We start from the raw sequence: 19014 nt of genomic DNA, 5'->3' as shown, positions 1-19014 counted from the left end.
GAGCCGTTACAGCAGGCTTTCGGGCACCAGCGGCGCCAGCAGCTCCAGCCGCCAGCGGGCCCAGAAATGGGTTTCGGGCTCGGTGTGCAGGATGGTGTCCGCCCCGTCGCCCGACGCCGGGCTCACCCACTCGATGCCGCCGCGCGGCCCCAGCTGCAGTTGGTAGGCGCCGTCCAGCCGCATGAAGCCGATCAGGCTGGTGAGCTGCTGCGCGATCTGCGGGCTGAAGATGAAGATGCCGATCTCGGTGTTGTGCAGCGCCGAGCGCGGGTCGAAGTTCATCGAGCCGACGAACACCACATTGCGATCGATCACGGCCGACTTGCCGTGCAGCCGCCCGCTGGCCGAACCGTAGATGCCGAAGCGCCGCGTCTGCTCCACGCGCTTGGGACTCAGCTCGTACAGCTCCACACCCAGCCGCAGCATCCGCGCGCGGTAGCGCCGGTAGCCGATGTGCACCAGCGACTCGTCGGTGGCCGCCAGCGAGTTGGTGACGATGGTGTAGCCCACGCCGTTGCCGCGCACGATCTGGATGGTCTCCATGCCGCCGCGCCCGGGGATCAGGTAGGGCGTGGTCAGCAACACCTCGTGCTGCGCGCCGCGCAGGTAGCGCTGGACGTTGTAGAGCACGCTGTCGGTCGCCTGGTCGGCCGGCAGGCCGCGCCCTTCTTCCGTGGGCGCCAGCGCCTTGGCGGGCGCATCGGCATAGGCCTCGGCGCGCGCCCAGTTGAGCGAAAGCTTGCCGGCGTTCAGGTCCTTGGCGAGCGGGTTGTTGCCCAGCAGGTCGGTGGATTCGGGCTCTTCGGGGTGCAGTGTCTCGGGGCCGGTCGTGAGCCGGTCGAAGCGCTCGCGCAGCGCCTGCGCCGACTCCCCGCCGCGCGGCACCAGCGACTCGATCGGGTACACGTACATGCTGTTCCAGTACATGTCGAACAGCGACGACAGCCGGGGCACCACGGCGCCGGCCACCAGCGTGTCGATGTCGATGAAGTTGGAGCCGCCGTCGCGCAGGAAGTACTCGTTGGCGATGTTGCGCCCGCCCATGACCGCCATCGTGTTGTCGACCACGAACAGCTTGTTGTGCATGCGCCGGTGCACGCGGTCGAAGTCCAGGATCGACCACGCCCAGCGCGTGCCGAAGCGCGAGCGTCCGGCCGGGAACGGGTTGAACAGGCGCACCTCGACATTCGGGTGGGAGGCGAAGCTGGTGAACAGCGGGTCGGCGCCCGCCGTGTACAGGTCGTCCACCAGCAGCCGCACGCGCACGCCGCGGTCGGCCGCGTCGCGCAGGGTGCGCAGCAGGTAACGCCCGGTCTCGTCGTTCTGCACGAGGTAGTACTGCACGTCGATGGAGCGCTGCGCGCGGCGCGCCAGTTCGATGCGCGCATGCAGCGAGAACTCGGCCATCGGCAGCAGGCGAAAGCCGCTGAGCGGCTCGCCCGGCGGTGCGGCGGCGCGCACCAGTTGGCCCAGCGCGGTGTCGGCGCCGTCGGTGATGGCGCTCGAGGGCTTGCGCACCACCTCGGTCGGCAGGCCGGCGCAACCGACGAGCGCCAACATCGCCAGGCTGCACAGCAGCCAGGCGAACCACCGGGCGCGCGGCACGTCAGCCCGGGGTGACAGGTTCTGCATGAACGACAGGAAATGGGGAGAGCAAGGGCACGGGAGCGAAGGTGAAAAAACGCCGCTGCCGCGCGACGCGGTGCATGACCGCGCCCACGGGTGGCGGTTTCTACCACGCGCGGTGCCGCCGCGCTTTCAATGGCCCGTCAGGGCCTCGTCAATGCCGGTCAGTGCTCGCGCTCGGACGACCACTGCCGCACGAAATGCTCAGCGCGCACGTTCGCGCGCGCCACGGCAGAGTCCCACGACAGCTGCTGCGTGATGACCAGCGCGCAGCGCGGAACACCGTCCAGGCTCAGCGCCGCAATGCCGGCATAAGTGCCCTTGGGCGTGCGCGTGAGCTCGAACCATCCCGTCCAGCCCCCTGGAATGTGGAGATCGAGGCGGGCGGTGTCCATGATGAATTCATCATAGGCCTTTAGTTTTCAATTGCAAACATTGAATACAAAAGTGACGTACAAGAGCGGCCTGTTCAGCACTTCGGCGACCCGGCCTGCGCGCAGATCGGCACGAAGATCCGCGCCCCTGCCCGCTGCACCAGCAGCGCCGCCGAACCGTCGGCTCCATCGAGCGCCTGGGCCAGGGCCTCGGCGCTGTCGATGGGCTGGCCGTTGAGCGCCAGGATCAGGTCGCCCGGCTGCACGCCCGCGCGCGACGCCGCCGCGTTCACCCGCTGCACCAGCAGCCCGCCCTCCACGCGCAGGTACTGCCGCTCGGCCGGCGCCAGCGGACGCACCGCGAAGCCCAGGCGCGAGGGCACCGAGGCGGCGCCGGCATCGCCCGGCAGGCGCGGCGTGTCGTAGCCCTGCACCTTCACCTCGACCACGTGCTCGGCGCGGTCGCGCCACACCATCAGGCGCGCGGTCTGCGCCGGCGCCAGCTCGGCGATGAAGCCGAGCGCATCGGCCGCCTGCACCACCTCGCGGCCCTGCACCGACAGGATCACGTCGCCGGTCCGCAGCCCGCCGCGGGCGGCCGCGCCGCGCGGCTCCACGTCGGTGACCAGCGCGCCGGCCGGGCGCGGCAGGCGGAAGGTGTCGGCCAGCGCCTGCCCCACCTCCTGCACGGCCACGCCGATGCGCCCGCGCGTGACGGTGCCGGTGGCCAGCAACTGCTCCTTGATGCGCATCGCCGCGTCGATGGGAATGGCGAACGACAGCCCCTGGTAGCCGCCGCTGCGGCTGTAGATGCGCGAGTTGATGCCGATCACCTCGCCGTTCAGGTTGAACAGCGGCCCTCCCGAATTGCCGGGGTTGATCGGCACGTCGGTCTGCAGGAACTGCATCGACTCGGCGCCCGGCAGCAGCCGGCCCTTGGCGCTGACGATGCCGGCCGTCACCGAGTTGCCGAAGCCGTAGGGTGAACCGATGGCTGCGACGCCGTCGCCGGGCTCCACGGTCGCCGGATCGCCGATGCGCACGGTGGGCAGGCCCGTGGCGTCGATCTTCAGCAGCGCCACGTCGGCCAGCGCGTCCAGGCCGATCAGCCGCGCCCGGAACTCGCGCCGGTCGGGCAGCTTCACGCGGATCTGCGTGCCGTGCGCGACCACGTGCGCGTTGGTCAGGATGAGCCCGTCGGCGCTCACCAGGAAGCCGCTGCCCAGGCTGCTCTCGTCGGCTTCGGCCGGCGATGCGCGCAGCAGCCAGCGGTCGCTGAAGCGGCGCGCGGGCACCGACGGCCGCTCCACGCCGATGTGGACCACGGCCGGTCCGCTGGCCTTGACCATCGCCGCGAGCCCCGGCGCCGGCCACGGCATGGCGGCGTGCAGCGGTACCACGGCCGCAAGGCCGATCAGCGCCGCGCAGATCAGACGACGGCAGCGCGATCGATCAGCTGCGGGTGACAAAGCTCAGCGTGAGTTGCAGCACCATCGGCTGGCGCATGTCGCGCGGCGGCGGCTCGGCCAAAGGCTGCGCGGTGAGCAGCGCGCGCAGGTCGGTGTCGGCCTGCGCGTCGCCCAGCGAATCGAAGGCCACGCGCTCGACCTGGCCGCCGGCCGCGACCCACACGCGCACCACCACCGGCGCGGGCGGCACGGGCTGGCCTTCCTTCAGCATGCGGTCCTGCATCCAGGTGTGCAGGCGCACCACGGTCTCGCTGGCCGGGTCGCTGAGCGACGACTGCAGCTGGTTGCTGGCAAGGTTGGCGTAACTGATCCAGTGCTGCGGCACCTGCGGCTGAGTTTGTGCCGAGGCGGCCAGCGGCGCGGCGGCGGCCGACAGCCCGAGGCCCAGCCCGCCGAGCGCCAGGCGCAGGCGGCGCCAGCCGAAGGCCTTGGCAGAAGAAAAGGTCATGTGGATTCCAGGGAAAGTCGAAGAAGGACGCTCAACCGCACAGCACGCCGACCGACAAGGTCGAGGCACGCGCGGCGGGCGACTGCATGGGGCCGAGCTGTGGCTCACGGCTCTGCGTGAACTCGATGCCGTGGGCGGCCAGAAAGTCACTCAGGCGCGCCGCCGGCACAGCGCGCACCCGCGTCACGCCAGCCGCCACGCCCGCAGCCGAGGCCGCGCGGCTGAGCACCATGCCCGACGCATGCGGCGCGGCGGCGACCCGCTCGACCACCACGCCGAGCAGCAAGCCGTCGGCGCCCAACACCGCGCCGCCGCTGGCGCCCGGCTTCACACCCGACAGCAGTTGCAGGCCTTCCGCGCCGGGCACGGTCATGGCGTTGCTCAGCAACGAGGCGCGATCAGGCATGCGCTGCAGCACCGCGTAGGCCTCGGTGAACACACCCACGCTGACCGATGGCCGCGCAGGCTCGGTCACGGCGAGCGTGGCGTGCAAGGCGGGCTTGAGGGTGGTGCGAAGCACCGCGACGTCGAGCTCGGCACTCTCGGCGATCACCCGGGCCTGCGCCACCTGCGCGTCCTTGAGGGCGAACAGCGAACGGCAATCCGCCACCGCATGGCGCGCGGTCAGCACATCGCCGGCGGCGTTGAGGAACACGCCGCTGGCATTGGCCTCGGGCGGCGCGCCATGCGCCGCGCCGGCCAGAACCAGCAGGAACAACGCCCACAGGCGCGGGCCGACAGAGGGCAACAACAGAAGGGGCATCGGGCAGTCACGAAAGCTCTGAGACAAAGACGGAACTGCGCGCCCCGGAATGTCGTTTGTCACAAAAATTTCATCAGTCGCCGTCTGCTGCCCTTCCCGTTCACTGCCCCAGCAAACGCCGCTCCTGCGCCGTGAGCTTCGTCTTCTGCGCATCGCCCAGCAGCCCGCGCCCCAGCACCTGCACCGGACTGTGCTCGTCGTAGCCCACCGGGCGCGCCGTGGCGCGGCCTGCGTCGGCCGGCGCCGCCGCACCGTCTGCGGCCTCGTTGCCGAAGCCCAGCACGCGCACGGAGAACACCGACGGCAGCGCCTGGCGCGCCGCCGCGCGTTCGCGCTGCATCGCCTCCTGCGCCGCGCCCACGGCCTGCGAGGCCGCCGCGCTGGCGTTGGTGAGCGCGCCCACGTTCACCGACGCCACCACCGGCAGCCCGGCCGACTCGCCCTTGACCTGGATGTTGGCCGCGTTCACCACCTGCAGGGCCGCGAGGTTCACGCTGCCCGACACGCGGATGCCCGCCTCGCCTGCGTCGATGGTGCCCAGCGGCGCGATCAGGTCCATGTCGCCCGCCGGCACTTCGGCGATGGGCGCCAGCGTGGCCAGGCCGGCACCCGAGCTCGGCACCTGCGACGACAGCTTCACGTTGCCCACGTTGTCGTACACGCGCTTGGGCGGCGTGTAGACCAGCGTGGTCTGGGAACCCCGGCCGGCGTTGATGTCGCCCTGCTCCGACCAGGCCAGCACGTCGCCGCCGAAGGTGGTCATCACGCGCGACAGCCCCAGCAGCAGGCTGCCTTCGCTGAACAGCTGGATGTGGCCCATGCCCTGCGTGATGACGCCCGCGCTGCCCGGCGGCACCGCGCCCTGCACGCCCACCACGATCTGTCCGCCCGGCGCGAGCATCTGGATGTCGCCGCCGAAATCGGTGTGCACGCCCGAGGGGCCGTACAGCACGATGTCGCCCTCGCGCACGATCTCGCGCCCGGCGGCGTCCAGGTCGGGGAACAGCGTGGCGATCATGCCGCGCCCGCGCAGGTAGCTGCCGTAGCGCGGGCCGTCCGCGTCGTTATATTCGCGGCCGCCGGCGCGCAGCTCGGCGAAGTACACGCTGCGCAGGAACACGCGCTGTTGCTCGGGCGCCAGCGCCTTGAAGTACGCGAGCGCGCTGCCCGGGTCCTTCGCGTCGGCGCTGGTGGCCACGAAGCCGTAGCGCGCCTGGAGCCATGCGGCGAGTTCGGTGTCGTAGGTTTTCACCACGCGGCCGGGCTGGCTGGCCAGCGACTGGCCCGGGCCGGACTCGGCGCGCTTCGCGGGATCGAGGTAGCGATCTGCAATGGCCGAGAAGTCGGGGCCACCCGCCCCCATCGGGCCCATGCCGGCCATCATCGCGATGCTCGCGCCGGGGCGGGTGTCGCCCTCGGCGAGTGCGCCGTGGCTGACCACGCTCGCGCGGTCGTCCTGCGTGATGTGGCGGCCCGCCGAAACCTCCAGCGTGCCGGGGCCCGCGACCTGCAGGTTCGCATACAGGATGTCGCGCCCGGCCTGCACCAGCGACACGTCGCGCGCATCGTTGTTCACGATCAGCGCCTCGGTGCCGACGATGTCGCGTCCGGCGCGGATGCGTGCCGGCGCGGCCGAGCGATACCAGGTCTCGGACGCGGGAAGTCCGTTGCCTTGCATCCTGCGGGCCGTGCCGCTATCCAGGCCCAGGATGTCGCCGCGCGTGGCGTAGAACAGCGCGGGCGGTGCATCGGCCGCGTGCAGCGAACGGCTGCCCAGCGTGTCCGGCCCGAAGGCGAACAGCGGATAGCTGTCGACCATCCCGTAGTTCGGCACGCCGGGCGACCCGACCAGCGAGCCCTCCGCGCCGGTGTTGTAGACCACCGGCCGCTGCAGCCCGTCGTAGCCGACGAACGCAGGCGCCCACGGCGTGGGCAGCGGCGTGATCGCGCCCGACATGCTGACCGGATAGCCGCCGCCGAACAGCGAGTTGCCCGCCAGGAACTCGAGCGCGCCCGAAGGCGACGGTGCCAGCACCAGCGCGGTGATGATCGCCTGCGCGGCCGGTGCCGCCGAGAAGCCGTAGTACAGGCTGCCCGAAGCCGCCGTCGCGCGCAGGATCGACGGATAGACCGTGACGTTGTCGCTCGCGTTGGTGCTGCCGTAGTACCTGCCGGACGGTTGCGGCGCGGCGAGGTCGGTGCCAGGCGTGAGGTTGCCGCCGGCGCTGAACAGGTTGATCGCGGTGCGGTCGGTCCACAGCGTGAACCAGCCCTGTCCGATGTTGTAGTCGGCGCCGCCGAACCTGAAGCCCTGGCTGTTCGGTACCTTCGCGCGGCCGGCGTCGACCACGCTCGTGAGCACCAGGTCGCCCGGCGTGTCCAGGTACATCGCCGAGTCGCCGGGCACGAGCACGATGCCCGCGTTGCCCACGCCGATGGTCGAGACGAACGGGTTGATCGGGCGCGTGTCCCTGGCATCGCCTTCCTGGCCCGGGATCGGACGCTCGGCCTTGCGGTATTTCAGCTCGATGCCGCCGATGGCGCTGGCGGACACGGCCGTCAGGCCGCGCAGGTTGATCAGCGCGCCGTTGAGGTCCTGCAGTTGCGCGTTGCTGCCATAAGAGCCCGCGTACTGCGCCGCGGCGAGGTTCGGGTTGACGACGCCGCCGATGCGCAGTTGCAGGTCGCCGCCGCCGGTGAGCGTCAGCTGGCCGTTCGCGTCGACGCGGCCGGTGCTGCCGACCGCCGCCACGATGGCTTCGCTGCGCGTCCAGTCCGCGCCCTTGCCCATCCGCGTGGTGAGGCCCGCGTCGCCACCCGCGCGCAGCGTCAGGTTGCCGCCGCCCAGCGTGCCCATGCCGGTGAAGCCGACGAGGTAGGGCTCCGGGCTGACGCTGGTGCTGAACTGCTGGGCGGTCGGCAGCGCGTACGTGCCGAAGTTGATCCACCACGACGTGGCGATGCGGTCGCTGCCGGCCAGGGCCGTGCCCGAGCCCTGGCGCCACAGCCAGTTGCCCACCGCGGCGCTCGGCACCTGCGCGCGCTCACCCGAGAAGTTGCCCCAGACATCGCCGACGACGCTGCCGCCCACACTGATGTCCAGGTTGCCGCCGTGCTCGGGGTACCAGGCCTGGTAGGCGGCCAGTGCGCCGTCGTAGTTCGCCGTCTGCGGGCCGATCACCGAGCCCTGGATGGTCTTGCCGCGCGCCAGGTTGAAGGGGTCCAGCCCGTTGGCGTCGAGCAGCGGCGCGGAGCGCGTGCCGGCCGTGTAGACGCCGAACGCCGACTCCATGACGAGGTTGCCCGCCGCCGCCAGGCCCAGGTCACCGGTGCCGGTGCGCAGCACGCTGAACATCGGCGACAGCGGCGTGTACTTGGTGATGTCCTTGACGGGGCTGATCACCGTCGTGCAGATGCCCGGCCCCCACTCGCAGATGGTGAGGTATTCCGGCGGGATCGGCTGCCCTTCGATGAAGCTCGGGTCCCAGTCGATGCCGTTGGGCCCCCAGAAATACGACAGGCGCACCGGATCGACCACGCAGGTGCCCGCGCCGCCCCAGTCGCAGTAGCCCGCATCGAAATCGAGGGGGTCCACCGGCGTTCCCTCCACGAATCCGTAGATGGCCCCGTTCGGTCCCCACAGGTAGCCGGTGCCGCCCGGCGTGAGCTTGACGCTCGTCATCGCGTGGCTGTCGGCCAGGATGAGCGAGCCGTGCTTCGCGGGATCGACCGCGCGGCGGTCGGCCGAGTCCAGGTCGGCGCCGGCCGTGAGCTGCAGGCTCCAGCTCGTCGCGCCCTGCCCCAGCATCGGCGCCACGGCCCAGTTGCGGCCCTGCACGCCATCGACCTCGGGCCGCAGGTTCACGGCCGCATCGTTCGGCAGCTGCACGTCGGTCATCGACGGAATCAGCGCGCCGCGCGCCAGCGCGATGGTGCCGTCCGTCTTCATCGCGACCGGCATGCGCACGCCCTTGGGCCACACCAGCGCCTGCACGCTGGCTTCGCCGCGCAGCGAAGTGCCGGCCCCCAGCTTCATGCCGATGTCCAACGCCACGGCCTCGGCCAGCACCGTGCCCGCTTTCAGGCGGATGCTGCCGTCGGCGTTGTAGACGTTGGCGCGCAGCACCGTGCCGGCCGGCAGCGTGTAGGCCGCGCCCAGGGTCACGGTCACCGGCAGCACCGTGCCGGCGGGCAGCACCATGGCTTCGGCGGGCACGTCGTAGTTCAGCAGCGCGTCCTTGGGGAACACGGTGCCCTTGTCGAGCACCACGCCGTCGATCGGTACGACGATGTCGGCGGCATCGGGCGTGAACGGCGTGCCGAATTTCGTGCGCTGCTCGGTGAGGTACCAGCCCTTGTCGTCGGGCGTGGCGGGCGGCGGCGCAAAGCCGTCGTTGATGCTGCCGTACACGTTGAGGTTGCCGCCCGCGCGGATCACCAGCACGCCGGGCTCGCCGAAGCCGCGCCGCGCCGGGTCGTTGCGGTCGGCGCCCGGGCCGTAGCGGTAGCCCGAGAGGTCGATGTCGCCGACCACGCTGAGGTCGCCGTCGGCCGTTTTGCTGACGATCTCCACGCCGGGGCGCAGGTGATAGCTGCCCAGGCCGGCCAGGCGTGCCGACAGCGATGCATTGCCCAGCGCCTTGTTCATGAAGGCGCTGTTGTCCGGGTCGACGACCTCATCGAAGAACTTCTGCGTGATGAGCTGCGGCGTGCGGCCGGTCACGTCAGGCGCAGAGGCGTACGGCAAGTCGCTGTAGGTGCGGAAAGCGTTGACCGCGATGCTTTTCGCGCCCTGGATCGCGGGCGTGCCGTTGACGTTCACCGCCACGTCGTCCTCGCCCCGTCGCGGCGCATTCAGCGCGAGCGTGCCGCGCGCTGCGCCGTCGTTGCCCTGTGCCGCACTCACGCCGGTGCCCGCGCGCAGGTCGATGACCGCGCCGCCGCCCAGCGTCAGCGTGCCCTGGATGCTGGTGAGGTCGACGAGAGCCCGGTTCGGGCTGTCGATGATCTTGCCGTAGCTGTCCACGCGCAGGCCGGTGGCGTGCGCGTCGAGCGTGCCGTTGACCGTGAGGTCGCCCTTGGCCGCCAGGCGGATCGCGCCTACCTGGAAGCCGCTCGCATCGATGCGGCCGTTCACCGTGAGGCTGCCGCCGTCCACCGTCACCTCGACCTGGCGCGCCTTCACTTCGTCGCCGATGGCCAGGTCGCCCTGCTTGATCTGGAAGCGCCGCGCGCCGGTCACGCCGCCGTCGTTCAGGCGCGTGTTCAGGCCCGCGAAGTCGGCCACGGTCTGGCCGCGCACGTTGATCTCGGCCGCGTCGTAGGGCACCACGGTGCCGCCCGCGTCGTAGGCACCGCTGGCCGTGCCGAGGATGCGCCCGCCCAGGTCGATGCGACCCGCGCCGGCGCCCAGCGCCGTCGCCTGCATCGTGCCGCCGCGATTGTGCGTGGCCGACAGGTCGATCACCGAGCCCGCGGCCTGCACGATGTTGCCCGCCGTGCTCGTCACCTCCAGGTCGCCGCCGCGGCTGTAGCGCGTCTGCTCGAAGAACTGCACCGCGCGTCCCGCCAGGTCGATGCGCGAGTTGGCGCCCAGCGTCACGTCACCGCTGGCCGTGAGTTGCAGCTTGCCCGAGGGCAGGCCGACGGTGCCGTCGATGGTGATGTTGCGGCCCGTGAGCGCCAGTTGCGCGCCCAGTGCCGCGTCGCCCGCTGGCGTTGCGCCACCGGCGGGTGCGCTGACGACGAGGTCACCGCCCGCCGCGATGCGGTGGTTCGAGCCGGCCTCGCCGGTGAGCAGCGGCGTGCGCAGGTTCAGCTGACCGCCGCTGAAGTCGTAGCCCTTGCCGCTCACGTACTCGCCCTGCCGGTGGTACACGTCCAGCGTGCCCTTCGCGTTCGAGGTGATGCGCTCGCTCGCGTTCAGGTTGACGGTGGCGAAGCCCAGCGCGAGGCGGTCCGCCGAGAAGCCCGCGTTGGGCTGCGTGTTGGGTGCATGGCCGAGCACGATGCGCGCGGCCGACACGTCGAGCGTGCCGTCGCCCAGCAGGCTGCCGATGGCACCGCCCGGTGCATTCGGGCCGGGGAAGCTCTCTCCGGCTGCGGGCGGGCGCGGCGTCAGCCCGGTCCAGATGAATTCGCCAGTCGTGATCTTCGCGGTGTCGCCCGCGCCGCCGTAGCCGTAGATGGCCGGCGTGCCCAGCACCAGCCGCTCGATGGACGACTGTCCGGTGGCCGGATCGAGCGTGTCCAGCGCGACCGCACCGAAGATGTTCACCGACTCGCGCGCGTTCAGCACCAGCGTCTCGACCGCCGGCACACCTTCGCCCTTGTTGCCGGCCAGCAGGTTCGACAGGATGCCCTGGTTCATCGACAGGCCCGAGGGCAACTGGCCGTTGGCGGCTGCCTGCTGCAGCGCCGCGTCGCTGCCCAGGTTGACCGACGACACCGCCAGCACCAGGTTCTTCGCGCCGTAGCGCACGTTGTCGGCGAGCGTGAACGAGCGGGTCGTGGCCACGGCCAGCGTGCCTTCGCCGTACAGCGTGGTGTGTCCGCTGCACGCGCCGCCCGCGCACCCGCCGACCTCGATCGCGGCGGGCGCGGCCTCGGCGATGGGCGGCAGCAGGTTGATCCAGCCGTTGGACAGCCCCAGCACCGAGCCCCGGCCGGCCGAGAACACCACGCCGTCGGTGGAGTCGTAGGCCGGCGCACCGGCGCCGAGCGTGTTCAGCGACGCGCCCTGCTCCACCTGGATACCCTCGCCGTAGCCGCCGGCCACGAGGAAGATTTCCGCGCCGCGCAGCGTGGCGCCGCTGCGCACCACGACGTGGCCGGCGTCCGACTTGAAGGTCGCGAAGTTGTCGGCGTAGCCCAGGTCGATCCGGCCGCCCACAATCATCCGTGGCGCGCCGAAGGCATTGAGTTGGTCGGCCGGCAGCGACGCGTTCTCGAACCCGGCGGTGCGCCCGGCGCCCGGTGCCGTGACCTCGATGGCGATGGCCTTCGTCGAGAGCGTGCCGCCGAAGCCCGTGCTGCCGGCGGCGGGGTTGAACAGCGCCTTGCCGTCGAACTGCAGCATCGACACGCCGTCCTGCGGCTTCGAATAGAAATAGTCGAGCAGCAGGTTGCGGGCGTCGGCCGCGATCTCGCCGCGCACGCCGCCGCGGCGCGCCGCATCGGCCGCCACGAAGGCGTCGTAGCCCATCTCGTTGTAGGTGGCGTGCTGCTTCACCACTGCCGCTGGCGTGACGACCAGCTGGCTCGCCAGCGACGACTTCACCGCCGTGTTCGCCACGCCCAGGTAGCCGCTCGCCACGTACGAGCCATAGCCTGCCGGCAGCGGCGCCGCGGACAGCGCACTCGATGCGCCCACTTCCACGCGGAAGGCACCGGGCAGCAGCGCATAGGTGGACGGCAGCAGCGTGTAGGTGCCCGCCTTGAGCCCGGCCACGTCGTGGTCGAGCGTGATCTGCCGGCCGGCGGCCGGCTCCCCCGCGCCCGCGTCCGGCGACACCGGGGCGTAACCGCCCTGGAAGCCCGGCACGATGGCGTACACGCCGTTGCCGGCGTTGCTGAAGGTGTTGGCCGGGTTGGCATTGGCCAGCGGCGTGCGCAGCACGTCCACCGAACCGCCGCGGCCCGAGACGAAGCCCGCGCCCGTGAGTTCGCCGCCGCCCGACAGGTCGAGCAGCGCGCCCGCGCGCCCGACCACGCTGTCGCCCGTGAGCAGGATGCCGCTGGTGCCGACGGCGCGCTTGTCGACGGCCTTCCCCGCGACGCTGTAGCTGATGCCGTCGGTCGTGCCGCCGTAGGGCATGCGCAGGCCGGCGCCGCTGACCGAGGTGATGCTGCCCGGCAGTAGCTCGACCAGGCTGGCGCGCGCCTCGAAGGTGCTGCGCCCGTCCTGCCCCACGATCAGGTTGCCCAGTGGAGCGCGCACGATGCCGCCCTGGCGCACCGTGCCGCCGCCGAGCGACAGGATGCCGAAAGCCGACTGCGGCATGGCCACGTCGCCCTCGACCTGGCGGCGGATGTCCAGCACGCGGTCCTTGTCGTAGCCCGCGAGGATCTGCGCGTAGGCACCGGTGGCGGGGTAGATCTGCGCGGCGGTAAGCGTCAGGTCGCCCTTCGTGGCCAGTTCGGTCGTGGTGGCGCCGAGCAGCCCGAGCGCGGGCGAGCCGCCGAGCAGCCGCAGGTCGCCACGGCTGGTCATGTTCACCGCGTCGAAGCCGCGACGGTCCACCACCAGCGCGGGGCCGGTCTTCATGGCGATCTCGCCGTGCGCGCCGAAGCCCACGCGGTCACGGATGTCGATCTGGTCGGCTTCGGCCTTGAACACCGCGTCGCTCGTGCGGGTCGATGCGCCGTGGCGCCAGGTCGTGGTGTAGATCACCTCGCTGTCCTGCCTGGGCGCACCGGTCACGCCGGCCAGCCGCAGGTAGGACGAGGCGATCCGCACATTGGCGTCGGGCGCCGCACTGTCGGCCAGCGCGAAGCTGCCGGCGTACAGACGCATGCTCTGCGCGGTCGTGAGGTCGACGTTGCCCTCGAAGCTCAGCAGGCCGTTGACCAGCAGCGACAGGTTGCCGAAGCCGCCGCCCTGCACCTGGTCCACGCTCAACCGCCCCTTGCCGTAGGCCAGCGCCGCATCGGCATGGCCCGGCTTGAGCGTCGCGGGCAGTCCGCTGGGCTGCTGCGTCTGCGACAGCACCAGCTCGCGCGGCCGCCGCACGGCGTCGTCGACGACGTAGAACTTCGAGAACACCGGCGCTTCGAGCGCCACCGCGAGCGTGCCGCCCGCCGCATTCACGCCGCCCGCGTGGGCGCGCAGGGTGCCGTCGAGGTAGAGGCTGTGTGCCGACTTGAGCACGATGCTGCCGCCGTCGCTGGCCACGTCGAGTTCGCGCCACAGGTTGCCGACCGCCGGCACGTCGATGCGCGCATGGCTGCCCGAGGCATCGAGCACCGCGCCGGGGCGGATCACGATCGCCACGTCGGGCGCGCTGGCCGCGCCCTTGGCTTCCCAGTCGAGCCCGCCGCCGATGGAGATGGTGCCGCCGTTGCGCACCGTGCCGTAGCGGCGGCCGTCGTCGTCGATGCCGGTCTGCGCGCGCGCCGCCACGTCGAGCACCGCGCCCTCACCGATCCACACCGAGCGGTTGTGCGGCTGCAGCGAGGTGCTCAGCGGCGAATTGAAAGGCGGTGCCTCGATGCCGATGGCGATGCGCCCGCCCCAGGCGTTGAGCCGGCCGTCGACCACGACGCTGCTCTGTCCGCCGCCGAGCAGCTGGATCGAGCGGCTCGGATCGACCGTCACCACCGCGCCCGCACCGATGGCGAGGTTGCCGCCTTCGTTGATGCGGCGCTGCGCGCGCAGCACGAGGTCGGCGCCCTGTCGCTGCACGCCCTGGCGGTGGGGCACATCCTGCTGCAGCAGCGGCGGCGTCCACAGCTGCAATGCGATGCCGCCCTCGTGGTCCGCGCCGGCCTCGGGCGCGATGCGGTAGACCGGCATCGCCACCTCGAGTTGCGCGCCCGGCGCGACCGTCAGCCCCGCGTGACCGTTGAGGTCGTACACCGAGAAGCCCGATTGCAGGCGCGACGCATCGAGCACGAGCTGCGAGGCATCCGACAGCGCGGGGTCCGGGCCGACGAGCAGTGCGTGGCCCGTTTCGATCTTCAGCGTACCGCCACCGTTCACGCCGTGGCCGCGGATTTCGCCGCCCAGCGCCAAGCGGCCCTTCGCATCGGTGCCCGTGGCGGCCGAGTCGGCCATCAGCGCCACGTTGCCGCCCTTGCCGCCCTTCTGCTTGCCCTTGGCCAGCAGCGCCGCGCCGGACGACACATCGATCAGGCTGCCCTGCCCGATCGTCACGCCGTGCGTCGATTCGATGCGCACCGTGCCGCCGTCGATGGCGGCCAGCGTGGCCGTTTCGTCGGGCGCGGTGCCGACATCGACGCGGCGCCCGCGCAGGTCGAGCGTGACGCCGTCGCGCACCGTGATCGACGAGGCGGCCTCCTTCACCAGCGCGCGCGGCTGGGCGCCGTCCACCGGCGACTGGAAGACATTGCCGGCCTCCAGCGTGCCGCCGCGCACGGTGACGTTCGCGCCGATGTCGATGAACGCGCCCAGCAGGTTCAGGCGGCCGCCGTCGGCGAGCGCGAGCGCCTTCTCGACGGTCGCGCTGCCGAGCGTGCCGATGTCCAGCACGGACAGGTTCTGTGCGTTCAGGTGCGCGCTGTCGAGCCACAGCGTGCCGATGCGGTCGGCGGCCAGCGCATCGGCCGCGGCCATCTGCTGCGTGACCGGTGCCACGTCGCCGAAGCGCACGTCGGTGTCGAACAGGTCGATGCGACCCAGCGCGCCGTAGCGCCCCACCGCCAGCGCACCGCCGCGCGCCACCGCGTTCTGCGATTGCCGGTAGCCGTCGTCCAGTGCGGCGTCGCGAGCCCGCGTCTGCTGCGCGCCGTTGAACACCTCGGCCACGATGTCGCCTTCGAGCACCGCCGTGGGCGCGCTCACCACCAGCCGGCCCGCATCACGCCCCACCGTGTAGCCGTTCTCCAGCAGGCGCTGCGGCGCGATCAGCGGGTTGTAGAAGTAGTCGGTGTTCTTCTTGCCCCAGCGCACGTGCTCGGCCTCGAAGCCCTTGTAGACGCCGTCGAACAGCATGTCCGAGGGGGCCTTGTCCAGGCTGTACAGACGCCCGTCGCTGCCCTTGAGCCAGGTCTGGTGGATGAAGCCGGTCTGCACGTTCAGCGAACCGCCCGACAGGTTGACGCTGGAGCCCGCCTGCGTGACCACCTGTGCGCCGCCGAGCACCACCGTGCCGCCCTGCGCCGCCCACTCGCCGATGCCGTGGCCCTGGTTGCCCAGGTAGCCGCCGACTTCCAGCAGACCGCCCGCCGCATACCAGCGCTCGCCCTCGTAGCCGCCCACGCCGGGCGCCACGCGCACGAGCTTGCGACGGTCGATCCACACGTCGCTGTTGAAAAGCTTGCCGCTCTCGCGGTTGCGCGGCGCGTCGCGTGTCTCGTTGCCCTGCACGCTGACCTTGACGTTGTTCGACTCCATCGCCACGTTCACGCCGACCGCGCCCGACACGTCGAGGCGTGCCTTGTCGGCCACGAAGCTGCGGCGCGCGGCGCTGGCCGCGATCTGCCCGCCGGTGGCGAGCGTGAGGGACTCGCCCTCGAAATGGATGTCGCCGCCCGAGACGATCTCGATGCGCGACTGGTCGCGGCGGTCCGACAGCCGCGAGAGGTTGTCGAACAGGCCCTGCGGCACGAGGGCGCGCGCGGCGTCCTGCGCGGCCGATTCCTTGATGAGCGCGTCGCGTTGGCTGTCGAGCGCGCTGGCCTTGCCGTCGTCCTCGACGAGCACCGCCGTGACCGCGCCCGTGCCCAGCGCCACGTGGCCGCGCGTGTCGGCGGCCGAGTTCAGCAGGTGCACCGTGCCGCGCGCGGCCACGGTGGACGTGGCGAGCGCCACGCCGTCCTGACGCACGTCGCGGCCGGCCAGCGTGATGTCGCCTTCGCGCGCGACGATGAGGCCTGTGTTGCTCACCTTGCCCGACGTGCTGTCGGGTACGAACTGCGGCGCGACCTCGTTGCCGCGCGTGGTCGAGAAGGCGTTGGCGTCGGTACCCACGCCCTTGCGGATCACGAAGCTGTCGCCCGCCGCGAGTTGCGCCTGGCCCTTGCGCGCGGCGATCTCGCCGGCGTTCGCGACTTCCTTGCCGAGCAGCAGCACGTAGCCCCCGCCCTGCGTGACGGAGCCGGGTTCCTTCGTCGCCAGCCGCGCACCGGCCTGCACCGAGACCTTGCCCGCGTCTTCCTTCGCCGTGGTGAAGCTCGGTGCGGTGTCGTTCGAATAGATGCCGCGTGCCTTGAACTGCTCGTCGCCGATGTGCGCGGCGGCCGCCACCAGGTTGCGCGTGTCGGTCTGGCTGGTGCCGCTGAACACCACGCCGTTGCGGTTGGCGATGAGCACCGTGCCGTCGGCCTTGATCTGCCCCTGGATCTGCGAAGGCCGCGCCTTCGGGTCGTTCACGCGATTGAGCACGGCCCAGTCGGCCTGCTGCTTGAAATCGACCGTGGTGTTGCGCCCGACGTTGAAGGTCTCCCAGTTCAGGATGGCCTTGTCGGCCGTCTGCTCCACGGTGACGACCGTGCGGCCGTCGACCTGCTTCTGCGAGTCGCGGTTCAGCGCGCGGGCGTTGAGCCAGCCGGCGCTGAGCGAGTTCGTGTCGACCTTCAGGCCGCCGTCGGCCAGGCCGTCGGGCACCGAGGGATCGTTCCGCGCGGCGGCGCGCGCCGCGGCTTGTGCGGCCTGCTGCGCGGCAATCGCCTGCGCTGCCAGGCCCAGGTTGCCGAGCGACTGGCGCAGCTGCTCGTTCGCCTTCTGCTGCTGCGCCAGAGGGTTCGTCAGCATCGAGGCCGGCGTGCCGTTCGGCAGGTAGCCCGTGGCGGCTGCGGTGCCCTGCGTCACGTTCTTCTGCGCCATCCATGCGGCGCTGAAGGCGCGCTGCGCCTGTGCATTGCCCGCCAGGCCCGCCATGGCCAGCGCGAGGGCGGCGGCGTGCGCGACGGGCGCGCGGCGGAATGTCTTGTTGCTCATGTCATACCCCAGAGAAAAACCGTTCTGGAGAAGAGACCGGGCTCATCGGATGCGACCGACACGTGCGCTGCAAAAGTTCGGGAATATTTGCGGGCGCGAAGGGACGGGCTTCTTTTTCACAGCCGCGTCACACGACGCAGCTACCCGAGCAGCACGATGCCCGCGGGCAACGACGTGAGCTTCGCGCCGTAGCTCACGGCGATCAGCGTCTCGACGTGCGGCAGCTCGTCCAGCCGCAGCCGTGCCTGCACCTTGCGGCGGCCGAGTTCGGCACGCGTGACGATGAGGCGGCCCGGGCGATAGCGGTTGATCTCGTCGACCACGGCCGCGAGCGGCGTGTCGTCGAACACCAGCACGCGCTCGCGCCACGCGCTCACCGCCGCGAGATCGGGCGCACGCGCCACCTCGGCCTCGCCCGACCCCCGGCTGCCGTAGCGGATCTGCTGCGCCTGGCCGGCCACCAGCACGCGCTCGCCGTCGCGCAACTCCACCGAGCCCGCGAAACAGGTCACGCACACCTCGCCGCCGGTCGCGCGCACGTTGAAGCGGCTGGCCGCCGCGGCCACGAGGCGCGCGCCGCCCACCGTCATGGTGAAGGGCGTGCGCCGCGCCGCATCGAGCAGCACCTGCGCCTCGCCGCCGAGCATGTCGAGCGCGGGCGGCTCGCCCTCGGCGCCGCGTGCGAGGTTGAGGCTGGTCTGCGTGTTCATCTCGACCACCGCCGCGTCGGCCAGCACCACGCGGCGCTGTTCGCCGGTGCCGGTACGGTAGTCGGCCGTCATGTCGGACAGCGCGGGCCACAGGCCGGCGGGCGGTCGCACCACCACGAAGGCGGCGGCGCCGGCCGCGAGCGCGGCACCGAGGAAATGGCGGCGGCCGAATGCAGGTGGGCGCGACGCGGCGATGGCCGTTGCCGCGCGCGGCGCAGCGTCCGCGACGGGCACGCGTCGCGCGACAGCTTCGGCAGCAGGCCGGGTCAGGTCCCACAGTCGCGTCGCCTCGGTCATGGCTTGCGCGTGCTCCGGGCTGCGGGCGCACCAGCGGCGGAAGTCCTGCGCGTCGCCCGTGGTGGCGCGGCCGGAGGTCAGGCGCACGAGCCAGTCGTGGGCCTGGGCGTCCAGCGCCGCGCGGTCGGTCGGGGTGTGAGCAGCCTTCATGTCTTCTCAGACTGTTTTCCGGCCCCGGGACCGAACCTCTGGATCACATCGCGCCCCAAACGACCCGCGCAATGCACCAGCGCGGCCTTCACTTCGCGCTCGACGATGCGCACCGACACGCCGTAGCGCCGGGCAAGGTCGGCATGCGGCGTCTCGTCCACGCGCGAGGCGATGAAGATGTCGCGGCGGCGGCGCGGCAGCTCCTCCAGCGCACGCTCCAGCGCCTGCACCTCGCTGCGCGCCTCCGAGACACGGGCCGGATCGTGGCTGTCGTCGGAAAAGTGCAGCAGTTCCTCGACCTCCACGAAGTCGAGCAGGCGCCCGTGCGAGATGCGCCGGTCTTCCGCCACATTGGACGCGATGCGCAGCAGGTAGGCCACGGGGCTTTGCACCGGGCCGGGGTCGCTCATGCGCTGCACGCGCAGCCAGGTTTCGTGCAGCACGTCGTCGGCCTGCTCCTCGGAGCCCAGGCGGCGACGCAGCCGGTTGCGGAAGTCGATGTAGCGGCTGGTCAGCAGGCTGCGCAGAAAGCCGGGGGTGTCCTGTTCCACGGCGTGC

Annotated in this window: 8 protein-coding genes; all 8 read right to left on the bottom strand. The window is 71.6% G+C overall.

Going from position 1 to position 19014, the window contains the following annotated elements; translation table 11 throughout:
- Window positions 1-6 precede the first annotated feature (6 nt).
- Window positions 7-1632, bottom strand: coding sequence for a phospholipase D family protein (locus tag D3H34_RS09530; protein WP_119553208.1), 1626 nt, complete (start codon window positions 1630-1632; stop codon window positions 7-9).
- A gap of 158 nt (window positions 1633-1790) precedes the next feature.
- On the bottom strand, window positions 1791-2021 hold the full coding sequence (locus tag D3H34_RS09525; RefSeq protein WP_119553207.1) for a hypothetical protein: 231 nt from the start codon (window positions 2019-2021) through the stop codon (window positions 1791-1793).
- A 74-nt stretch (window positions 2022-2095) separates the two neighbouring features.
- Window positions 2096-3400 carry a trypsin-like peptidase domain-containing protein gene (locus D3H34_RS09520; RefSeq protein ID WP_286185578.1) on the bottom strand — a complete coding sequence of 435 codons (1305 nt, stop codon included), beginning with the start codon at window positions 3398-3400 and terminating at the stop codon, window positions 2096-2098.
- Between the two features lie 52 nt (window positions 3401-3452).
- On the bottom strand, window positions 3453-3917 hold the full coding sequence (locus D3H34_RS09515; protein WP_119553205.1) for a hypothetical protein: 465 nt from the start codon (window positions 3915-3917) through the stop codon (window positions 3453-3455).
- A gap of 31 nt (window positions 3918-3948) precedes the next feature.
- Window positions 3949-4680 (bottom strand): S1 family peptidase, encoded by a 732-nt coding sequence (locus D3H34_RS09510; protein WP_167481162.1) that lies wholly within the window; start codon window positions 4678-4680, stop codon window positions 3949-3951.
- A gap of 100 nt (window positions 4681-4780) precedes the next feature.
- Entirely contained in the window at window positions 4781-17299 is a 12519-nt protein-coding gene (locus D3H34_RS09505; RefSeq protein WP_119553203.1) for a filamentous hemagglutinin family protein, read from the bottom strand.
- A 140-nt stretch (window positions 17300-17439) separates the two neighbouring features.
- Window positions 17440-18456, bottom strand: coding sequence for a FecR family protein (locus D3H34_RS09500; protein WP_119553202.1), 1017 nt, complete (start codon window positions 18454-18456; stop codon window positions 17440-17442).
- Window positions 18453-19007 carry an RNA polymerase sigma factor gene (locus D3H34_RS09495; RefSeq protein WP_119553201.1) on the bottom strand — a complete coding sequence of 185 codons (555 nt, stop codon included), beginning with the start codon at window positions 19005-19007 and terminating at the stop codon, window positions 18453-18455. The genes D3H34_RS09500 and D3H34_RS09495 overlap by 4 nt, the downstream gene beginning before the upstream one ends.
- Between the last annotated feature and the right edge of the window lie 7 nt (window positions 19008-19014).

The sequence above is a fragment of the Acidovorax cavernicola genome (genome assembly GCF_003581445.1).
This window is presented reverse-complemented; position numbering and strand designations above follow the sequence as displayed.